Raw genomic sequence first — 16,397 nt, forward strand, 5'->3', positions numbered from 1 at the left:
ACTGTCACGTCGTGTGCTGCTCCACGGCGACGACCCGCCCGTCCGCCCGGTGCAGCACGGCGAAGCCGCCCTTGCGCAGCCGTACGTCCTCCCCGGTCAGCGCCTGGATGAGGCCGGGCAGCACCTTGCGGTGGCTGCACACGGCGGCGGGCCAGGACAGCGAGGACACCAGGGCCGGCGTCTTGCGCGGGTCCTGGCCCTCCTCGCTGAGCAGCGGATCGACCCCGATCCCGAGCCCGGAGATCCGCGCGTACGGCTCCAGCGTCTGCACGCAGCGGGCGCTCGGCGACGACAGCAGCCGGCCGGGCCGCCAGGCGGGCAGGACGGCGGAGAGCACCCCCGCCTGGGCCAGGCCGCGCCGGTCGAGCGGCCGGGTGGCGTCGTCGCCCTCCCACTCGTCCCGGGAGCCGGCCGAGCCGTGGCGTACGAGGACGAGCGGCGTGGTGTCGAGCGGCGCGGCGGAAAGGGCCTCGATCAGCGGCGTGTCCCAGGTGTACGACAGCAGCCGCCCGGCCTCGTCGAGCGGCACCCAGCGCAGCTCGCCGACCTCGTCGTCCGGAGCGAACCCGGCGTCGTGGACCGCCCGCGCCACCCAGTAGTCGACCCGCTTGCGCCGCCCTCCGATGGGGTACCAGACGGGCGGCAGCGGCCGGCCGAGCGTGACGGTCAGCCCGGTCTCCTCGCGCACCTCGCGTACGGCGGCGGCGACGACGTGCTCGCCCGGCTCCAGCTTGCCTTTGGGGAACGTCCAGTCGTTGTAGCGGGGACGGTAGACGACGGCCACCTCGGTGTCGCTTCCCGAGCCGCGCAGGATGACGGCGCCGGCCGCCCGGATGGGCTCGTCAGTTGTCAACGGTCCTCCAGCGGCGGGTGCTGATCAGATGGCTCTGCAGGTCATCGCCCGGGTGGCGGGTCCAGGTGCCGTCGGAGTTGAGCCACCAGGTGCTGGTGGAGTCGTCCATGGCCCGGTCCATCAGCTCGATGAGGTACGCCTTGTGCTTCTGCGCGGTCACCTTGACCAGGGCCTCGACGCGGCGGTCCAGGTTGCGGCGCATGAGGTCGGCGCTGCCGATCCACACCTCGGGGCGGCGGCCGAGTCCGAACTCGTAGACGCGCGAGTGCTCAAGGAACCTTCCCAAAACCGAGCGCACCCGGATATTTTCCGACAGGTCAGGGATGCCGGGGCGCAGGGTGCAGACGCCGCGTACCCACAGGTCCACCTGCACGCCGGCCCTGGACGCCCGGTAGAGCGCGTCGATGATCGGCTCGTCCACCAGCGAGTTGGTCTTGATCCTGATCCGCGCGGGGCGGCCGGCCCGCTGGTGGGCGATCTCCCGCTCGATCCGCGCCACCAGGCCGCTGCGCATGGAGTGCGGCGCGACGAGCAGCCGCCGGTAGGCCGAGTGGTGCGAGTAGCCGGTCAGGTGGATGAACAGGTCCGTGACGTCCTCGCCGACCAGCGGGTCCGCGGTGAGCAGGCCGAAGTCCTCGTACTGGCGGGCGGTCTTGGGGTTGTAGTTGCCGGTGCCGATGTGGCAGTAGCGGCGCAGCTCGCCCGACGCCTCCTGGCGTACGACGAGGGCCAGCTTGCAGTGGGTCTTCAGGCCGACCACGCCGTAGACGACGTGGCAGCCGGCGCGTTCGAGCTTGCGCGCCCAGGAGATGTTGGCGTGCTCGTCGAAGCGGGCCTTGATCTCGACGACCACCACGACCTGCTTGCCCGCCTCGGCGGCGTCGATGAGGGCGTTGACGATGGGGGAGTCGCCGCTGGTGCGGTAGAGGGTCTGCTTGATCGCGAGCACTCTGGGGTCGGCGGCGGCGTCCTCGATGAAGCGCTGCACGCTGGTGCTGAAGGAGTCGTACGGGTGGTGCAGCAGCACGTCGCGCTCGCGCAGCACCGAGAAGATGTCGTCCTCGGCGTTGATCACCTCGGCCGGCACGAACGGGCGGTAGCTCAGCTCGCCGCGGTCGAGGTCGGCGATCGCGTGCAGGCCCGACAGATCGAGCGGGCCGGGCAGCCGGTAGATCTCGTGCGGGTCCAGCTCCAGCTCCTCGATGAGCGGGGCCAGCACCTCCGGCGTGATGCTCTCCTCGACCTCCAGCCGCACGGGCGGCCCGAACCGCCGCTTGAGCAGCTCCTTCTCCAGGGCCTGCATGAGGTTCTCGGTGACGTCCTCGTCGACGTCGAGATCCTCGTTCCTGGTGACGCGGAAGACGTGGTGCTGGAGGATCTCCATGCCGCGGAAGAGCTGCCCGAGATGGGCGGCGATGACGTCTTCCAGGGGTACGAAACGGTCTTTGGACGCCTGGACGAACCTGGGCAGCTGCGAGGGCACCTTGACGCGGGCGAACACGGTGTGGCCCGTCGCGGGATTGCGTACCAGGACGGCGAGGTTGAGGCTCAGCCCGGAGATGTAGGGGAACGGGTGCGCGGGGTCCACGGCCAGCGGCGTGAGCACGGGCCTGATGCGCTCCTTGAACAGCTTGCGCAGCTCGGTGCGCTCTTCGCGGCTCAGGTCGTCCCAGCGCACGATCTCGATGCCCTCGCCGGCGAGCTGGGGGCTGATCTGCTTGTGGAAGGCGGCCGCGTGCCGCCTGGCCAGCTCGTCGGCCACCGTGGCGATCCTGACCAGCTCTTCCTGCGGCTTCAGGCCGCTTTTCGTGCGCAGCAGCAGCCCGGTCGCCATCCGCCGCTTCAGCCCGGCCACCCGGACGCGGAAGAACTCGTCGAGGTTGCTGGCGAAGATCGCCAGGAAGCGTACGCGTTCGAGCAGGGGCAGGGAGGGGTCCTCGGCCAGCTCCAGCACCCGCTCGTTGAACTGGAGCCAGCTTTCCTCGCGGTTGAGGAACCGCTCCTGCGGGAGGGGCAGGTCGGAGGCGGATGGGAACGGTTCCGCAGACATATGGCGTATGGTGCCCCGTTCGGTTGAACAGCACGTTAACGTCGCCGCAACGGCTCACCCCAGAGGGTCGGCCCTGCTCAACCCCATCGTCACCCCGCGGGACCGTGCCGTTCAAGGGTCACTCAGGATGATCTACCTGCTCAAGGCGGGCGGCGCGCTCCGCCAGGCGCGCCTCCCGCTGGCGGAGCTTCTCCTCCCGTTCACGGGCCTTCTCCGCCTCCTTCAGCAACCGTTCACGCTCTTTCAGCTCGCGTATGCGGGCCTTCTCGGCCTCCTTCAGCTCACGCTGGCGGGCCTTCTCCGCCTCCTTGAGCTCCTTCTCGCGGGCCTTCTCCAGCTCGCGCAGCTCCTTCTCGCTGACCGTGCGCGGCTTGGCCGAGGCGACGCGGTCGCGCAGCGAGACCGTCAGCGACGGGTTGGGGTCGAGCGCGGTCAGGCCGTTCCAGGCCAGGTTGACCAGGTGGGCCGCGACCTCCTCGCGGCTCGGCTTGCGCACGTCGAGCCACCACTGCCCGGTCAGCGCCACCATGCCGACCAGCATCTGGGCGTACATGGGGGCGAGCTTGGGGTCGTAGCCCCTGGCCGCGAACTCGTCGGCCAGCACGTCCTCCACCTGGCTCGCGATCTCGCTGATCAGGCTGGCGAACGTGCCGGTGCCCGACGCGGCGTGGGAGTCGCGGACCAGGATGCGGAAGCCCTCGCTGCTCTCCTCGATGTAGCGGAGCAGGGCCAGCGCGGCCCGCTCCAGCTTCACCAGGGAGTGCGCGGCGGACAGCGCCTCGGTGATCATGCCGAGCAGCTTCTGCATCTCGCGGTCGACGACGACCGCGTACAGCCCTTCCTTGCCGCCGAAATGCTCGTACACCACCGGCTTCGACACCTGTGCGGTAGCTGCGATCTCTTCGATAGAGGTCCCGTCGAACCCCTTTTCCGCGAAGAGCGTGCGGCTGATGCGGATCAGCTGCTCTCTGCGCTCGGCACCGGACATACGCCTGCGGGATCGGGGTTCGGTCACGGTTTCCATAATGACGGCCGTTGCGGGGCCGCCGCTCACCGGCTGATCGTCAGGCAATGCGCTTCGCCGCCAGACGCTCCGGCGTCGGCCAGCGGACGTCGTACACCCAGCCCAGCTTCTCGAAGATCCGGATGAGGCCGGCGCTCAGGTCGATCTGGCCCTTGAGCGCGCCGTGGCGGGCGCAGGTCGGGTCGCTGTGGTGCAGGTTGTGCCAGGACTCGCCGAAGGACGGGATGGCCAGCCACCAGACGTTGCGCGACTTGTCGCGGACCTGGAAGTCCTCCTCGCCGAAGACGTGGCAGATCGAGTTGATGGACCAGGTGACGTGGTGCAGCAGCCCGATGCGGACGAGCGAGCCCCAGAAGAACGCGGTCAGCGCGCCCTGCCAGGACCAGGTGATCAGCAGGCCGAGCACGGCGGGCAGCAGGATCGAGGTGAGCGCGAGCGCGGGGAACCACTTGTGCAGCTTCTGCACGTCCTCGTCCTTGCACAGGTCGGGTGCGTACTTCTCCCTGTTGGTGCGCTCGCTTTCGAACAGCCAGCCCATGTGGGCGTAGAGCAGGCCCTTGGTCATGTTCTTGAAGCCGGGGCCGAAGCGCCACGGCGAGTGCGGGTCGCCCTCCTTGTCGGAGAACTTGTGGTGCTTGCGGTGGGTGGCCACCCAGTCGAGCACCGACATCTCCAGGGAGAGGCTGCCGGCGATGCCCATGGCGATCTTCAGCGGCCGCTTGGCCTTGAACGAGCCGTGCGTGAAGTAGCGGTGCAGGCCGACGGTGACGCCGAGCCCGGAGACCACATAGAAGACGAAGGCGATGGCGATGTCCGTCCAGCCGAGTCCCCATCCCCATGCGAACGGTACGGCCGCGGCGATCGCCACGAGAGGCAGGGTGACCACGAGCCCGAAGGTGATGAGCTCGGATCGGGACTTCGGTTCCGGTTCGAAGTCCGGCTTGGGGGCAGGGGTGGAACGCTCGGCGACAACGGTCATTGGCAGTCCTCCGCGAGGTATGTAAGTGAATGTCCTGGCTACGCAACCGTAACCTACGCCAGCGTAGGTTAGAAAGAGTCGAGCCCGGAATGTCGAGAACGTGACGGCGAGACCGCCGAGCAGCGTGGGAATCGTGTCTTGCGCGGTTTGCGGAGGTTCTGTTATGGGGCCACGCGGGTGCAGGCGGGGATGAGCGGCAATAGGGGCGCGCGGCGGCGCGTGGGGTCGGTATCGTAGGGAGTGCCGGACATCACGTGTCCGATCTGTCCCGGATCGTCTAATCGGCAGGACAAGTGGTTTTGGTCCACTTTGTAGGGGTTCGAGTCCTCTTCCGGGAGCCTTAACGTGCTCCCCCCGGCGGAAAGTTCGGGGGGAGGCCAGGTATCCTCACGGTGTCGGGAGGGTAGCTGCACAATGTGCAGCGGTGCGGATGTCGTACCGAATGCCCTGATCTGTCCAGTCACAGGGAGCCTCAGTCCGTGAGTGTGCCGCGCCCGGCAGCCGTCATCGTCCTCGCCGCCGGCGAGGGCACCCGGATGAAGAGCCAGACCCCGAAAGTCCTGCACGAGCTGTGCGGCCGTGCGCTGGTCGACCACATGCTCGCCGCCGCCCGCGACCTTGAGCCCGAGCAGCTCATCGTGGTGATCGGCCACGCGCTCGAGCGGGTCGGCGGCCACCTGGCCGCCACCAGCCCCGACGCGCGCACCGTCGTCCAGCGCGAGCAGCGCGGCACCGGCCACGCCGTGCGCACGGTGCTCGAAGAGATCGGCACGATCTCCGGCACCGTCCTCGTCACCTACGGCGACGTGCCGCTGCTGCGCACCCAGACCCTCGCCGGGCTGCTCGACCGGCACGCCGCCGAGAACAACGCGGTCACCGTGCTGACCGCCGAAGTGCCCGACCCGACCGGATACGGCCGGATCATCCGCGACGAGAGCGGCGCCGTCCTGGAGATCGTCGAAGAGAAGGACGCGACTCCGGAGCAGCGCGCGATCAAGGAGATGAACTCCGGCATCTACGCCTTCGACGGCCTGCTGCTCGCCGACGCCGTCAAGCGCGTCTCCACCGACAACGCCCAGGGCGAGGAGTACCTCACCGACGTCCTCGCCATCCTGCGCCGCGACGGCCACCGGGTGGGCGCGTGCGTCGCCGCCGACCATGTCGAGGTCGAAGGCGTCAACGACCGCGTGCAGCTCGCCGCCGCCCGCAAGATCCTCAACCGGCGCCTGCTGGAGCAGCACATGCGCGCCGGCGTCACGATCATCGACCCCGACAGCACCTGGATCGACGTCGGCGTCCGCATCGAGCCCGACGCGGTCGTGCACCCCGGCACCCAGCTTCACGGCGAGACCGTCATCAAGACCGGCGCCGAGGTCGGGCCGGGCACCACGCTCACCTCGACCGTCGTCGGCGAGGGCGCGGTGGTGCGCAACGCGGTCTGCGACCACGCCGAGATCGGCCCGGAGGCCAGCGTCGGCCCCTACGCCTACCTGCGCCCCGGCACCGTGCTCGGGCGCAAGTCCAAGGCGGGCACCTTCGTCGAGATGAAGAACACCAAGGTCGGCGAACGCTCCAAGGTGCCGCACCTGTCCTACGCGGGGGACGCCACCATCGGCAACGACGCCAACATCGGCGCCTCCACGGTCTTCGTCAACTACGACGGCGTCGAAAAGCACCGCACCACGGTGGGCGACGGCGCCTTCGTCGGTTGCGACACCATGCTCGTCGCCCCGGTGACGGTCCACGACGGCGCCTACACGGCGGCCGGCTCGACCATCGTCGACGACGTACCCCCCGGCGCCATCGGCGTGGCGCGTGCGCGGCAGCGCAACATCGAGAAATGGGTCTTGCGCAGGCGCGCGGGCACGAAGTCGGCGGCGGCCGCCCAGCGGGCGCTGGCCGAGCGAGAGCAGCAGGAGAGCACGAAGTGACCAGCATGAAGCAGCCCGGGGAGAAGAACCTCATGCTCTTCTCCGGGCGAGCACACCCCGAGCTGGCAGAGGAGGTCGCCAAGCACGTCGGCGTCTCCCTCACCCCCACCAAACTCATCGACTTCGCCAACGGCGAGATCTACGCCCGCTACCTGGAGTCCGTGCGCGGCTGTGACGCCTTCGTCATCCAGAGCCACACCACGCCCATCAACAAGTGGATCATGGAACAGCTGATCATGGTCGACGCGCTCAAGCGGGCATCCGCCAAGCGCATCACCGTGGTCATGCCGTTCTTCGGCTACTCCAGGCAGGACAAGAAGGGCCGCGGCCGCGAGCCCATCACCGCCCGGCTCATCGCCGACCTGTTCAAGACCGCGGGCGCCGACCGGCTCATGTCGATCGACCTGCACACCTCCCAGATCCAGGGCTTCTTCGACGGCCCGGTCGACCACCTGTTCGCCATGCCGGTCCTGGAGAGCTACCTCAAGAACAAGCTCGACCTCGCCAACACCACCGTCGTCTCGCCCGACACCGGCCGCGTGCGCCTGTCGGAGCGCTGGGCCGACACGCTCGGCACGCCGCTCGCGTTCATCCACAAGCGGCGCGACCTCGACGTCGCCAACTCGGTGAAGGTCAACGAGGTCGTCGGCAAGGTGCGCGGGCGCACCTGCGTGCTCATCGACGACATGATCGACACCGCCGGCACCATCTGCAAGGCGGCCGACGCCCTCTACGAGCAGGGCGCCACCAACGTCATCGTGGCGGCCACCCACGCGGTCTTCTCCGACCCGGCCGTCGACCGGCTGAAGAACTCCCGCATCTCCGAGGTCATCGTCACCAACACGCTGCCGCTGACGCAGGAGAGCCGCTTCGACAAGCTCACCGTGCTGTCGATCGCGCCGCTGATCGCGCGGGCGATCACCGAGATCTTCCAGGACGGCTCGGTCACGAGCCTGTTCGAGGGAGACACCTGAGCCCCTTAGACTGAACAGGTTGCGCTCGTAACGCCTTCCGCTAGGGCGGGTGAGGGGGAGCGCGATGAACCGTCCACATCTACATCCCTAGGAGATGTCGTGTCTGAAGTACGTATCGCCGCCGAACAGCGCACCACGTTCGGCAAGGGCGCCGCTCGCAAGATCCGCCGCGCCGACAAGGTGCCCGCCGTTCTCTACGGGCACGGCATCGAGCCCAAGCACCTCACGCTCCCCGGCCACGAGGTCCTGCTCGCCCTGCGCACGCCCAACGTGCTGATCCACCTCAAGGGCGACGGCGTCGACGAGCTGGCGCTGCCCAAGGGCGTCCAGCGCGACCCGATCAAGGGCTTCGTCGAGCACGTCGACCTGCTGCTGGTCCGCCGCGGCGAGAAGGTCACCGTCGAGATCCCGGTCACCCCGGTCGGCGACGTCCACTCCGACGGCCTGCTGGAGCAGCAGCTGACCACCATCGCCGTCGAGACCGAGGCCACCCACATCCCGACCGGCGTCGAGGTCGACGTCGAGGGCCTGGAGGTCGGCACCTCCATCACCGCCGGCCAGCTCAAGCTGCCGCAGGGCACCTCGCTGGCCGCCGACGCCGAGACCATCGTGCTGCAGGTCATCGCCAAGCCGGTCGAGGCGCCCGCCGAGGGCGAGGAGGCCGCCGAGGGCGAGGGCGAGGCCGCGGAGGCTCCCGCCGCCGAGTGAGCGACGGGTTCATTCGTGAACGGGGCGGCCGGACTCGAGCCGTCCCGTTCCGCTATGAGGGGACTTCATGGATCGCTGGCTGATCGCCGGGTTGGGCAATCCGGGGCCCGAATACGCGGGCAACCGGCACAACGCGGGCTTCATGGTGCTCGACGAGCTGGCCGCCAGGGCGGGCGGGCGGTTCAAGGCGCACAAGAGCAGGGCCTCGGTGTGCGAGACGCGGGCCGCCGTGCTCGCCAAGCCCCTGACGTACATGAACCTGTCCGGCGGGCCCGTCAAGGCGCTGTGCGACTTCTACAAGATCGGCCCCGAGCGGCTCATCGTCGTGCACGACGAGCTCGACGTGCCCTACGGCGCGCTGCGCGCCAAGCTGGGCGGCGGCGACAACGGCCACAACGGGCTCAAGTCCATCACCAAGGCCCTCGGCACCCGCGACTACCTTCGGGTCCGCTTCGGCATCGGGCGACCGCCCGGCCGCATGGACCCGGCCTCCTACGTGCTCAGAGACTTCGCCACCGCTGAGCGCAAGGACCTGCCGTTCCTCGTCGACCGGGCGGCCGACGTGGTCGAGTCGCTGATGACCCGCGGCCTGGAGGCCACCCAGAACGACTTCCACCGGGCTGATCTCCACATTTCCGGCCCTCCTCGCTGATCCCCGCATAGCTTCGTTCCGCCGAATGCCGGGACGCGGCGCGGCTACGATCGGTCACTGTCCGTTCAGGAGTGGTCACCTGGAGGCACGCGTGCGCGGTGAGGGGCTCATGGCTGTGAGGACCGGCCATGGGGGCTGCTGGGGGAAGGCAGCACCGCGCACGCGCTCCTGGGTGCGCACATATCGGTTGCAGGCCGTGCTGGGTGATCTGTGCGCGGCCGGCGTGGGCGCCTGCGCCGCGTTCGCCGTCAGGTTCGGCTGGCCCACCCCCTACGTCCTTCCCTATCTGCTGGTCAGCCTCGTGCTGCCGGTCGTGTGGTGCGGGGCGGTGGCGCTCAACCGCGCGTACGAGCCGCGCATGCTCGGCGACGGCCCCGAGGAGTTCCGCCGCGTCGCCCAGGCCGGCCTGGCGCTCACCGCGGCCACCGCCATCGGCTCCTACCTCACCAAGACCGACGTCGCCCGCGGCTACGTCGTGCTCGCGCTGCCCCTGGTCACCCTCCTCACCCTCACCGTCCGCTACGCGCTGCGCCGCAACCTGCACCGGCGCAGGGCCGCCGGGCGGTGCATGCGCCGGGTGATCGCCGTCGGCCACGCCGCCTCCGTCGCCGAGCTGGTCGGCCTCTTCCGCAGGGAACGCCACCACGGCATGGAGGTCGTCGCCGCCTGCCTGCCGGGCGGGCATCAAGGACAGAGCGTCGCGGGCGTGACCGTGGCCGGCGACCTCAGCGACGTGCCGCTCGCCGTCGAGCAGCACGACGCGGACACCGTGGCCGTGCTGGCCTGCCCCGAGATGGACGGCCAGGCGCTGCGCCGGCTGGCCTGGCGGCTGGAGCGCACGCTCACCGAGCTGGTCGTCGCCCCCGCGCTGATGGACGTCGCGGGCCCGCGCACCATGATCAGGCCGGTCGCCGGCATGCCGCTGCTGCACGTCGAGCACCCCGAGCTGGCCGGCGCGCGGCAGCTCGTCAAGAACGTCTTCGACCGCGTGGTGGCCGCCGCGCTGCTGGTGCTGCTCGCGCCGTTCATGGCCGGGCTCGCGGTGGCCGTACGCGCGACGAGCCCCGGGCCCGCGCTGTTCCGCCAGACCCGGGTGGGCAGGGACGGCAGGCTCTTCACGATCCTGAAGTTCCGCACCATGCGGCGCGGCTCGGAGCAGCAGAAGGTCACGCTCGTCAGCGACCGCGACGGCGTGCTGTTCAAGATCAGGAACGACCCGCGGGTCACGCCGCTCGGCGCGTTCATGCGCCGCCATTCGCTTGATGAGCTGCCGCAGCTCATCAACGTCGTGCTCGGACACATGTCGCTCGTCGGGCCGCGCCCGCCGCTGCCCGAAGAGGTGGCGCGTTACGGTGACGATGTGCGCAGACGACTCCTCGTACGCCCTGGGCTGACCGGGCTGTGGCAGGTCAGTGGCAGATCTGACCTATCGTGGGAGGAATCCGTCCGTCTCGACCTACGTTACGTGGAGAACTGGTCCCTCACTCTGGACCTCCAGATCCTGTGGAAGACTTGGTCGGCCGTCGCCCGCGGGCAAGGAGCTTATTGATGACGATTCGCGACGACCACGCCCTCGCCGCAGACCTGGCGACCGAGGCAGGAGCGCGGCTGCTGAAGGTCCGCGAGCGGCTGGGGTTCGACGACCCGGCCGCGCTGCGCGCCGAGGGCGACCGATCCTCCCACCTGTTTCTCATGGAGAGCCTGGCGCGGCTGCGCCCGAGCGACAGCGTGCTGTCGGAGGAGGCCACCCGCGAAGAGCGGCTCGACCCGCGCAGGCTGAGCGCCGAGCGGGTGTGGATCATCGACCCGCTCGACGGTACCAGGGAGTTCTCCGAGCGCCTGACCCTTGGCGGTGAAGGCCGCAGCGACTGGGCGGTGCACGTGGCGCTGTGGGAGCGCGGGCGGCTCACCGCCGGGGCCGTGGCGCTGCCGGCCCAGGGCCGTACGCTGACGACCGCCGACCCGCCCAAGCCGCCCGCCTACGACCCCGCCTATGACAACAAGGGGCGCTTCCGCATCGCGGTGAGCCGCAGCAGGCCGCCCGAGTTCGTCCAGAAGCTGGCCTACCTCGTGGGCGCCGACCTGGTGCCGATCGGCTCGGCCGGGGCCAAGATCTCGGCGGTGCTGACCGGCGAGGTCGAGGCGTACGTCCACGCCGGCGGCCAGTACGAGTGGGACTCAGCCGCGCCGGTCGCGGTCGCGCTCGCCGCAGGAGCCCACGCCAGCCGCATCGACGGCTCGCAGCTGACCTACAACCAAGCCGATCCGTCCCTACCGGATATCCTGGTTTCCCTACCGGAGCTGGCGACATCCCTGCTCGCCGGCATCCGTGACCTGCACCGCTGACCCGCCGGAGGAAGCTTCCATGCTCCAGCGCGACTACACGACGTCGCAGCTCGACGTGCTCGAGGCCGAGGCCATCCACATTATGCGCGAGGTGGCCGCCGAGTTCGAGCGGCCGTGTCTGCTCTTCTCCGGCGGCAAAGACTCGATCGTCATGCTCCGCATCGCCGAGAAGGCGTTCTGGCCCGCGCCGATTCCGTTCCCGCTGATGCACGTCGACACGGGGCACAACTTCGAGGAGGTCATCGAGTTCCGCGACCGGCGCGCGGCCGAGCTGGGCGCCCGGCTGATCGTCGCCAGCGTCCAGGACTCCATCGACGCCGGCCGCGTCGTCGAGGACACCGGCAAGCGCGCCTCGCGCAACCGGCTGCAGACCACGACGCTGCTCGACGCGATCGAGGAGCACGAGTTCGACGCGGTCTTCGGCGGCGCCAGGCGCGACGAGGAGAAGGCGCGCGCCAAGGAGCGGGTGTTCTCCTTCCGCGACGACTTCGGACAGTGGGACCCGAAGAACCAGCGCCCCGAGCTGTGGAACCTCTACAACGCCCGCATCCGCAAGGGCGAGCACATCCGGGTCTTCCCGCTGTCCAACTGGACCGAGCTCGACGTCTGGGACTACATCCGGCGTGAGGGCATCGAGATCCCGTCCATCTACTTCGCCCATACCCGCAAGGTCTTCGAGCGCGACGGCATGCTGCTGCCCGACTCCGATGTAGTGCCGCGCGGCGACGACGAGCCGCTGTTCGAGGCGGTGGTGCGCTACCGCACGGTGGGCGACATGACCTGCACCGGCGCCGTGCAGTCCACGGCCAGCACGGTCGAAGAGATCATCCAGGAGATCGCGGCCACCCGCATCACCGAGCGGGGGGCCACGCGGGCCGACGACCGCTCGTCCGAGGCCGCCATGGAGGACCGCAAGCGAGAGGGCTACTTCTGATGGACATTCTGCGCTTTGCCACCGCGGGAAGCGTCGATGACGGCAAGTCCACCCTCATCGGGCGGTTGTTGTACGACTCCAAGGCGATCTTCGAGGACCAGCTCGAGGCGGTCGAGCGGACCTCGCGCGACCGGGGCACCGAGTACACCGACCTGTCGCTGCTGACCGACGGCCTGCGGGCCGAGCGGGAGCAGGGCATCACGATCGACGTGGCGTACCGGTACTTCGCGACCCCGCGCAGGAAGTTCATCATCGCCGACACGCCGGGGCACATCCAGTACACCCGCAACATGGTGACCGGCGCCTCCACGGCCGACCTCGCCATCATCCTCATCGACGCGCGCAAGGGCGTGCTGGAGCAGTCGCGGCGGCACGCGTTCCTGACCTCGCTGCTGCGCGTGCCGCACCTGGTGCTCGCGGTCAACAAGATGGACCTGGTCGACTACTCCCAGGAGCGCTTCGAGGAGATCCGCGAGGAGTTCACCGCGTTCGCCTCCAAGCTCAACGTCTCCGACCTGACGTTCATCCCGATCTCGGCGCTCAACGGCGACAACGTCGTGTCGCGGTCGGAGAACATGCCGTGGTACGCCGGCACGTCGCTGCTGCACCACCTGGAGAACGTCCACATCGCCTCCGACCGCAACCTGACCGACGTGCGCTTCCCCGTGCAGTACGTCATCAGGCCGCAGCGCGCCACCGACCCGGCCTTCCACGACTACCGCGGCTACGCGGGCCAGGTGGCGGGCGGCGTGCTCAAGCCGGGCGACGAGGTGGTGCACCTGCCGTCGGGCCTGACCACCCGCATCGCGTCGATCGACACCTACGACGGGCCGGTCGAAGAGGCGTTCCCGCCCATGTCGGTGACGCTGCGCTTCGAGGACGACCTCGACATCTCGCGCGGCGACATGATCGCCAGGCCCAACAACCAGCCCAGGGTGGCCCAGGAGCTGGAGGCGATGGTCTGCTGGATGGCCGACGGCACCAAGCTCACGCCGCGCTCCAAGCTGACCATCAAGCACACCACCAGGACCGCCCGCGCGCTGGTGCGCGACCTGCACTACCGGCTCGACATCAACACGCTGCACCGCGACGAGGAGGCGACCGCGCTCGGCCTCAACGAGATCGGCCGCGTCTCGCTGCGGATCACCCAGCCGCTGTTCGTCGACGATTACGCGCGCAACCGGCTGACCGGTGGATTCATCCTGATCGACGAGGCCACCAACGGCACCGTCGGCGCCGGGATGATCATCGACTCGTCCAGGTAGATCTTTAAGCGTTCCTTGATCTGACGATTACGGTCCGCGCTAGGGTCGTCGCGTTCGGTGTTCGACGACGCGAAAGCCCCTCGTTCCGTGACAGATCGCGCTACTCCCCAGGTCGTCTACCTGGGCGGCCTGGGCCGCAGCGGCACCACTCTGCTGGAGAGGCTCCTCGGAGAGCTTCCCGGAGTGGTGGCGCTGGGTGAGGTGGTGCACCTGTGGGAGCGAGGGGTGCTCGCGGGGGAGCCGTGCGGGTGCGGCACGGCCTTCCCCGCCTGTCCCTTCTGGCGGCAGGTGGGGGAGCGTGCCTTCGGCGGCTGGTCCCGTCCGCTGGCCGAGCGCGTGCTGGCCCTGCGCGCGCGCATCGACCGCACCCGTAGGATCCCCCGCATCGGCCATCCCGACCTGGCCGAATACACCCGCGCCTACCTGCGGCTCTACTCCGCCGCCGGCGCACCCGTGGTGATCGACTCCAGCAAGCACGCCTCGCTGGCCTGCTGCCTCGTGGCAAGCGGGGCCGACGTCCACGTCGTGCACGTGGTCCGCGACCCGCGCGCCGTCGCCCACTCCTGGAGCAGGACCGTCCACCGGCCGGAGAACGGCCGGCCGATGACCCGGTGGAGCCCCGCCCGCACGGCCGTCCACTGGTCGGCACAGAACGCCGCGATCGAGCTGCTCGCCGCACGCGGGGCGCGCGTCACCAGAATCCGGTACGAAGACCTGCTCGCCGCCCCGGGCCCCGCCCTGGCCGCGCTGGCCCGCGGCCTCGGCCTGCCCGAGCCCGACTTCCTCGACGGCCGCACGGCCTGGCTGAGCCCGTCGCACACGGCGTCGGGCAACCCCATGCGCTTCCGCGTCGGGCCGGTGGAGCTGCGGCGTGACGACTCCTGGCGTTCGGCGCTGCCCGGCGGCGACCGCCGGCTGGTCGCCGCACTCACCTGGCCCCTGCGCGCCCGTTACGGCTATCGGGGCGTGGCCGCGTGAGCGCGGCGCCGTCGGTCGGGGTGGTCATCCCGACCCGTGGTGACCGTCCAGGGCAGCTGCGCGAGGCCGCGGAGGCCGTGCTCACCCAGCGGTACGCCGGGCCGCTCGAGGTGGTCGTGGTCGCCGACGGCGGCCCCGCACTCGCCCGCGAGGCGGCGCGGTCGCTCGACGGCCTGCCGTTACGGGTGCTGCCCAACACCCGCACCCCCGGGCTGCCCGGCGCGCGCAACACCGGCATCGACGCCTGCGCCACCGAGCTGATCGCGTTCTGCGACGACGACGACGTGTGGCGGCCCGGCAAGCTCGCCGCACAGGCCGAGGCGCTGGAGCGGGCCGGGGGCGAGTTCGCGAGCTGCGCGATCGAGGTCGAGCACGGCGGCCGCCGCGTCGCCCGGCTGGCCGGCTCCGACACGGTGACCGCCGCCGACCTGACCCGCTCGCGCATGATGATGGTGCACTCATCGACGTTCCTGTTCCGGCGTGGCGCGCTCCGCCCCGACGAGAGCGCCCCCGCCGGGCAGAACGAAGACTGGGACCTGGCCCTGCGCGCCGCCAAGCGGCGGCCTCTCGTCCACATCGACCGCCCGCTCGTGCTGGTGCGCTGGGCCAGGTCCCACTACGCGGCCCGCTGGGCCGACCGCATTGCCGGGCTTGAGTGGATGCTCGCCCGGCATCCCGAACTGGCCGTGGACCCGTGCGGCGCGGCGCGGGTCTACGGCCAGCTCGCCTTCAGCCACGCGGCGCTGGGGCAGCGGCGGGCGGCCCTGCGGTGGGCCGCCCGCACCGTCACCACCCGCCCCCTGGAGCCGCGCGGCGCGATCGCCGCCGCCGTGGCGGCCGGTCTGATCCCGGCCTCCGCCGTGCTGTCGGCGCTGCAGCGGCGGGGACACGGCATATGACCGCACCCACCACCGTCCTGCCCCTCGCCCCCGGGGAGGGTGCGCGTCGGCGGCGTCGAGATGGACGCCGTACGCGAGGAGGACGTGCTGCGGCGGGTCGCGGCGGCGCTGGAGGCCGGGCGGGGCGGCCACATCGTCACCCCGAACGTTGACATCTGCCGGGCGGCGTCCGCCGACCCCGCCCTCCGGGCGCTCATCGGGTCGGCCGATCTGGTCGTCGCCGACGGCATGCCGCTGGTGTGGGCGGCCAGGCTGCTCGGCACGCCCGTGCCCGAGCGGGTCACCGGCGCCGATCTGATCTGGTCGCTCAGCGGGCTCGCCGCCGGCCGTGGCTGGCCGGTGTACCTGCTCGGCGGCGGCCCGCCCGAGGTGGCCGAGCGGGCGGCCGACCGGCTCGCCGGCGCCTGCCCCGGGCTGCGGGTGTGCGGGGCGTACGCGCCGCCGTACGGGTTCGACCGCACGCCCGAGGGCGTGGCCGAGGTGCGCGTGAAGGTGGTGGCGGCGGCGCCCCGGCTGGTGTTCGTCGGGCTCGGCTTCCCCGGCAGGACCTCCTCATCGCCGACTTACGGCGGGAGCTGCCCGGGGCGTGGTTCCTGGGGTGCGGTGCGGCCATCGCGTTCGCGGCGGGGACCGTGGCCAGAGCGCCGCTGTGGGTGCGGCGGGCCGGGCTCGAATGGGCGTTCCGGCTCGTAAGCGAGCCCGGGCGGCTGGCGCGGCGGTACCTGGTGGACGACCTGCCGTTCGCCGCCCGGCTGCTGGGCGGCTGCCTGGCCGCCCGCCTGCGCCACCGTCGCCGGCGCCGCA

Annotated in this window: 14 protein-coding genes, 1 tRNA gene and 1 pseudogene; 12 read left to right on the forward strand and 4 right to left on the reverse strand. The window is 70.5% G+C overall.

The features are described from left to right. Window positions 1-4 precede the first annotated feature (4 nt). The 4 genes from WBK31_RS39935 to WBK31_RS39950 all read right to left on the reverse strand — a co-directional run bounded on the left by WBK31_RS39935 (window position 5) and on the right by WBK31_RS39950 (window position 4,906). Window positions 5-853, reverse strand: coding sequence for an NUDIX domain-containing protein (locus tag WBK31_RS39935; RefSeq protein WP_364069597.1), 849 nt, complete (start codon window positions 851-853; stop codon window positions 5-7). Continuing rightward, a complete protein-coding gene (locus WBK31_RS39940) occupies window positions 843-2,903 on the reverse strand; it encodes an RNA degradosome polyphosphate kinase (RefSeq protein ID WP_364069599.1) in 2,061 nt (686 codons plus the stop codon). Before WBK31_RS39940 ends, WBK31_RS39935 begins: the two co-directional genes overlap by 11 nt. A 118-nt stretch (window positions 2,904-3,021) precedes the next feature. Further along, window positions 3,022-3,927, reverse strand: a complete 906-nt coding sequence (locus tag WBK31_RS39945; RefSeq protein ID WP_378785282.1) for a TetR family transcriptional regulator — start codon at window positions 3,925-3,927, stop codon at window positions 3,022-3,024. A gap of 40 nt (window positions 3,928-3,967) precedes the next feature. Then, a complete protein-coding gene (locus WBK31_RS39950) occupies window positions 3,968-4,906 on the reverse strand; it encodes an acyl-CoA desaturase (RefSeq protein ID WP_364069601.1) in 939 nt (312 codons plus the stop codon). 266 nt (window positions 4,907-5,172) lie between these two features. Between WBK31_RS39950 and WBK31_RS39955 the strand changes: the two genes are divergently transcribed. From WBK31_RS39955 to WBK31_RS40010, 12 genes and pseudogenes are all read left to right on the forward strand, one after another. Beyond that, window positions 5,173-5,244: transfer RNA gene (locus WBK31_RS39955), tRNA-Gln, on the forward strand. Between the two features lie 141 nt (window positions 5,245-5,385). Beyond that, window positions 5,386-6,837, forward strand: coding sequence for a bifunctional UDP-N-acetylglucosamine diphosphorylase/glucosamine-1-phosphate N-acetyltransferase GlmU (gene glmU / locus WBK31_RS39960; RefSeq protein ID WP_364069603.1), 1,452 nt, complete (start codon window positions 5,386-5,388; stop codon window positions 6,835-6,837). Between the two features lie 5 nt (window positions 6,838-6,842). Continuing rightward, complete coding sequence (locus tag WBK31_RS39965) at window positions 6,843-7,811, forward strand: ribose-phosphate diphosphokinase (RefSeq protein ID WP_378790147.1); 969 nt, start codon at window positions 6,843-6,845, stop codon at window positions 7,809-7,811. Between the two features lie 99 nt (window positions 7,812-7,910). Continuing rightward, window positions 7,911-8,519: a 50S ribosomal protein L25/general stress protein Ctc gene (locus tag WBK31_RS39970; protein ID WP_406674092.1), complete on the forward strand. Its 609-nt coding sequence runs from the start codon at window positions 7,911-7,913 to the stop codon at window positions 8,517-8,519. Between the two features lie 67 nt (window positions 8,520-8,586). Continuing rightward, window positions 8,587-9,171 carry an aminoacyl-tRNA hydrolase gene (pth, locus tag WBK31_RS39975; protein WP_378785279.1) on the forward strand — a complete coding sequence of 195 codons (585 nt, stop codon included), beginning with the start codon at window positions 8,587-8,589 and terminating at the stop codon, window positions 9,169-9,171. 109 nt (window positions 9,172-9,280) lie between these two features. Continuing rightward, complete coding sequence (locus WBK31_RS39980; protein WP_364069611.1) at window positions 9,281-10,720, forward strand: sugar transferase; 1,440 nt, start codon at window positions 9,281-9,283, stop codon at window positions 10,718-10,720. After that, the gene (locus WBK31_RS39985) at window positions 10,720-11,517 is read left to right on the forward strand and encodes a 3'(2'),5'-bisphosphate nucleotidase CysQ (protein WP_406674093.1); all 798 of its coding nucleotides are present in this window, start codon (window positions 10,720-10,722) and stop codon (window positions 11,515-11,517) included. The genes WBK31_RS39980 and WBK31_RS39985 overlap by 1 nt, the downstream gene beginning before the upstream one ends. 19 nt (window positions 11,518-11,536) lie before the next feature. Beyond that, a complete protein-coding gene (gene cysD / locus WBK31_RS39990) occupies window positions 11,537-12,451 on the forward strand; it encodes a sulfate adenylyltransferase subunit CysD (RefSeq protein ID WP_364069615.1) in 915 nt (304 codons plus the stop codon). Continuing rightward, entirely contained in the window at window positions 12,451-13,716 is a 1,266-nt protein-coding gene (cysN, locus tag WBK31_RS39995) for a sulfate adenylyltransferase subunit CysN (RefSeq protein WP_364069617.1), read from the forward strand. The genes cysD and cysN overlap by 1 nt, the downstream gene beginning before the upstream one ends. Before the next feature lie 87 nt (window positions 13,717-13,803). Then, entirely contained in the window at window positions 13,804-14,694 is an 891-nt protein-coding gene (locus WBK31_RS40000) for a sulfotransferase (protein WP_364069619.1), read from the forward strand. After that, on the forward strand, window positions 14,691-15,593 hold the full coding sequence (locus WBK31_RS40005; RefSeq protein WP_406674094.1) for a glycosyltransferase family 2 protein: 903 nt from the start codon (window positions 14,691-14,693) through the stop codon (window positions 15,591-15,593). Before WBK31_RS40000 ends, WBK31_RS40005 begins: the two co-directional genes overlap by 4 nt. Before the next feature lie 228 nt (window positions 15,594-15,821). After that, window positions 15,822-16,255 (forward strand): annotated as a pseudogene (locus tag WBK31_RS40010) (WecB/TagA/CpsF family glycosyltransferase); the annotation flags it as partial. Window positions 16,256-16,397: the final 142 nt, after the last annotated feature.

This window comes from Nonomuraea sp. N2-4H, from assembly GCF_045291505.1.
Classification (GTDB): domain Bacteria; phylum Actinomycetota; class Actinomycetes; order Streptosporangiales; family Streptosporangiaceae; genus Nonomuraea; species Nonomuraea fastidiosa.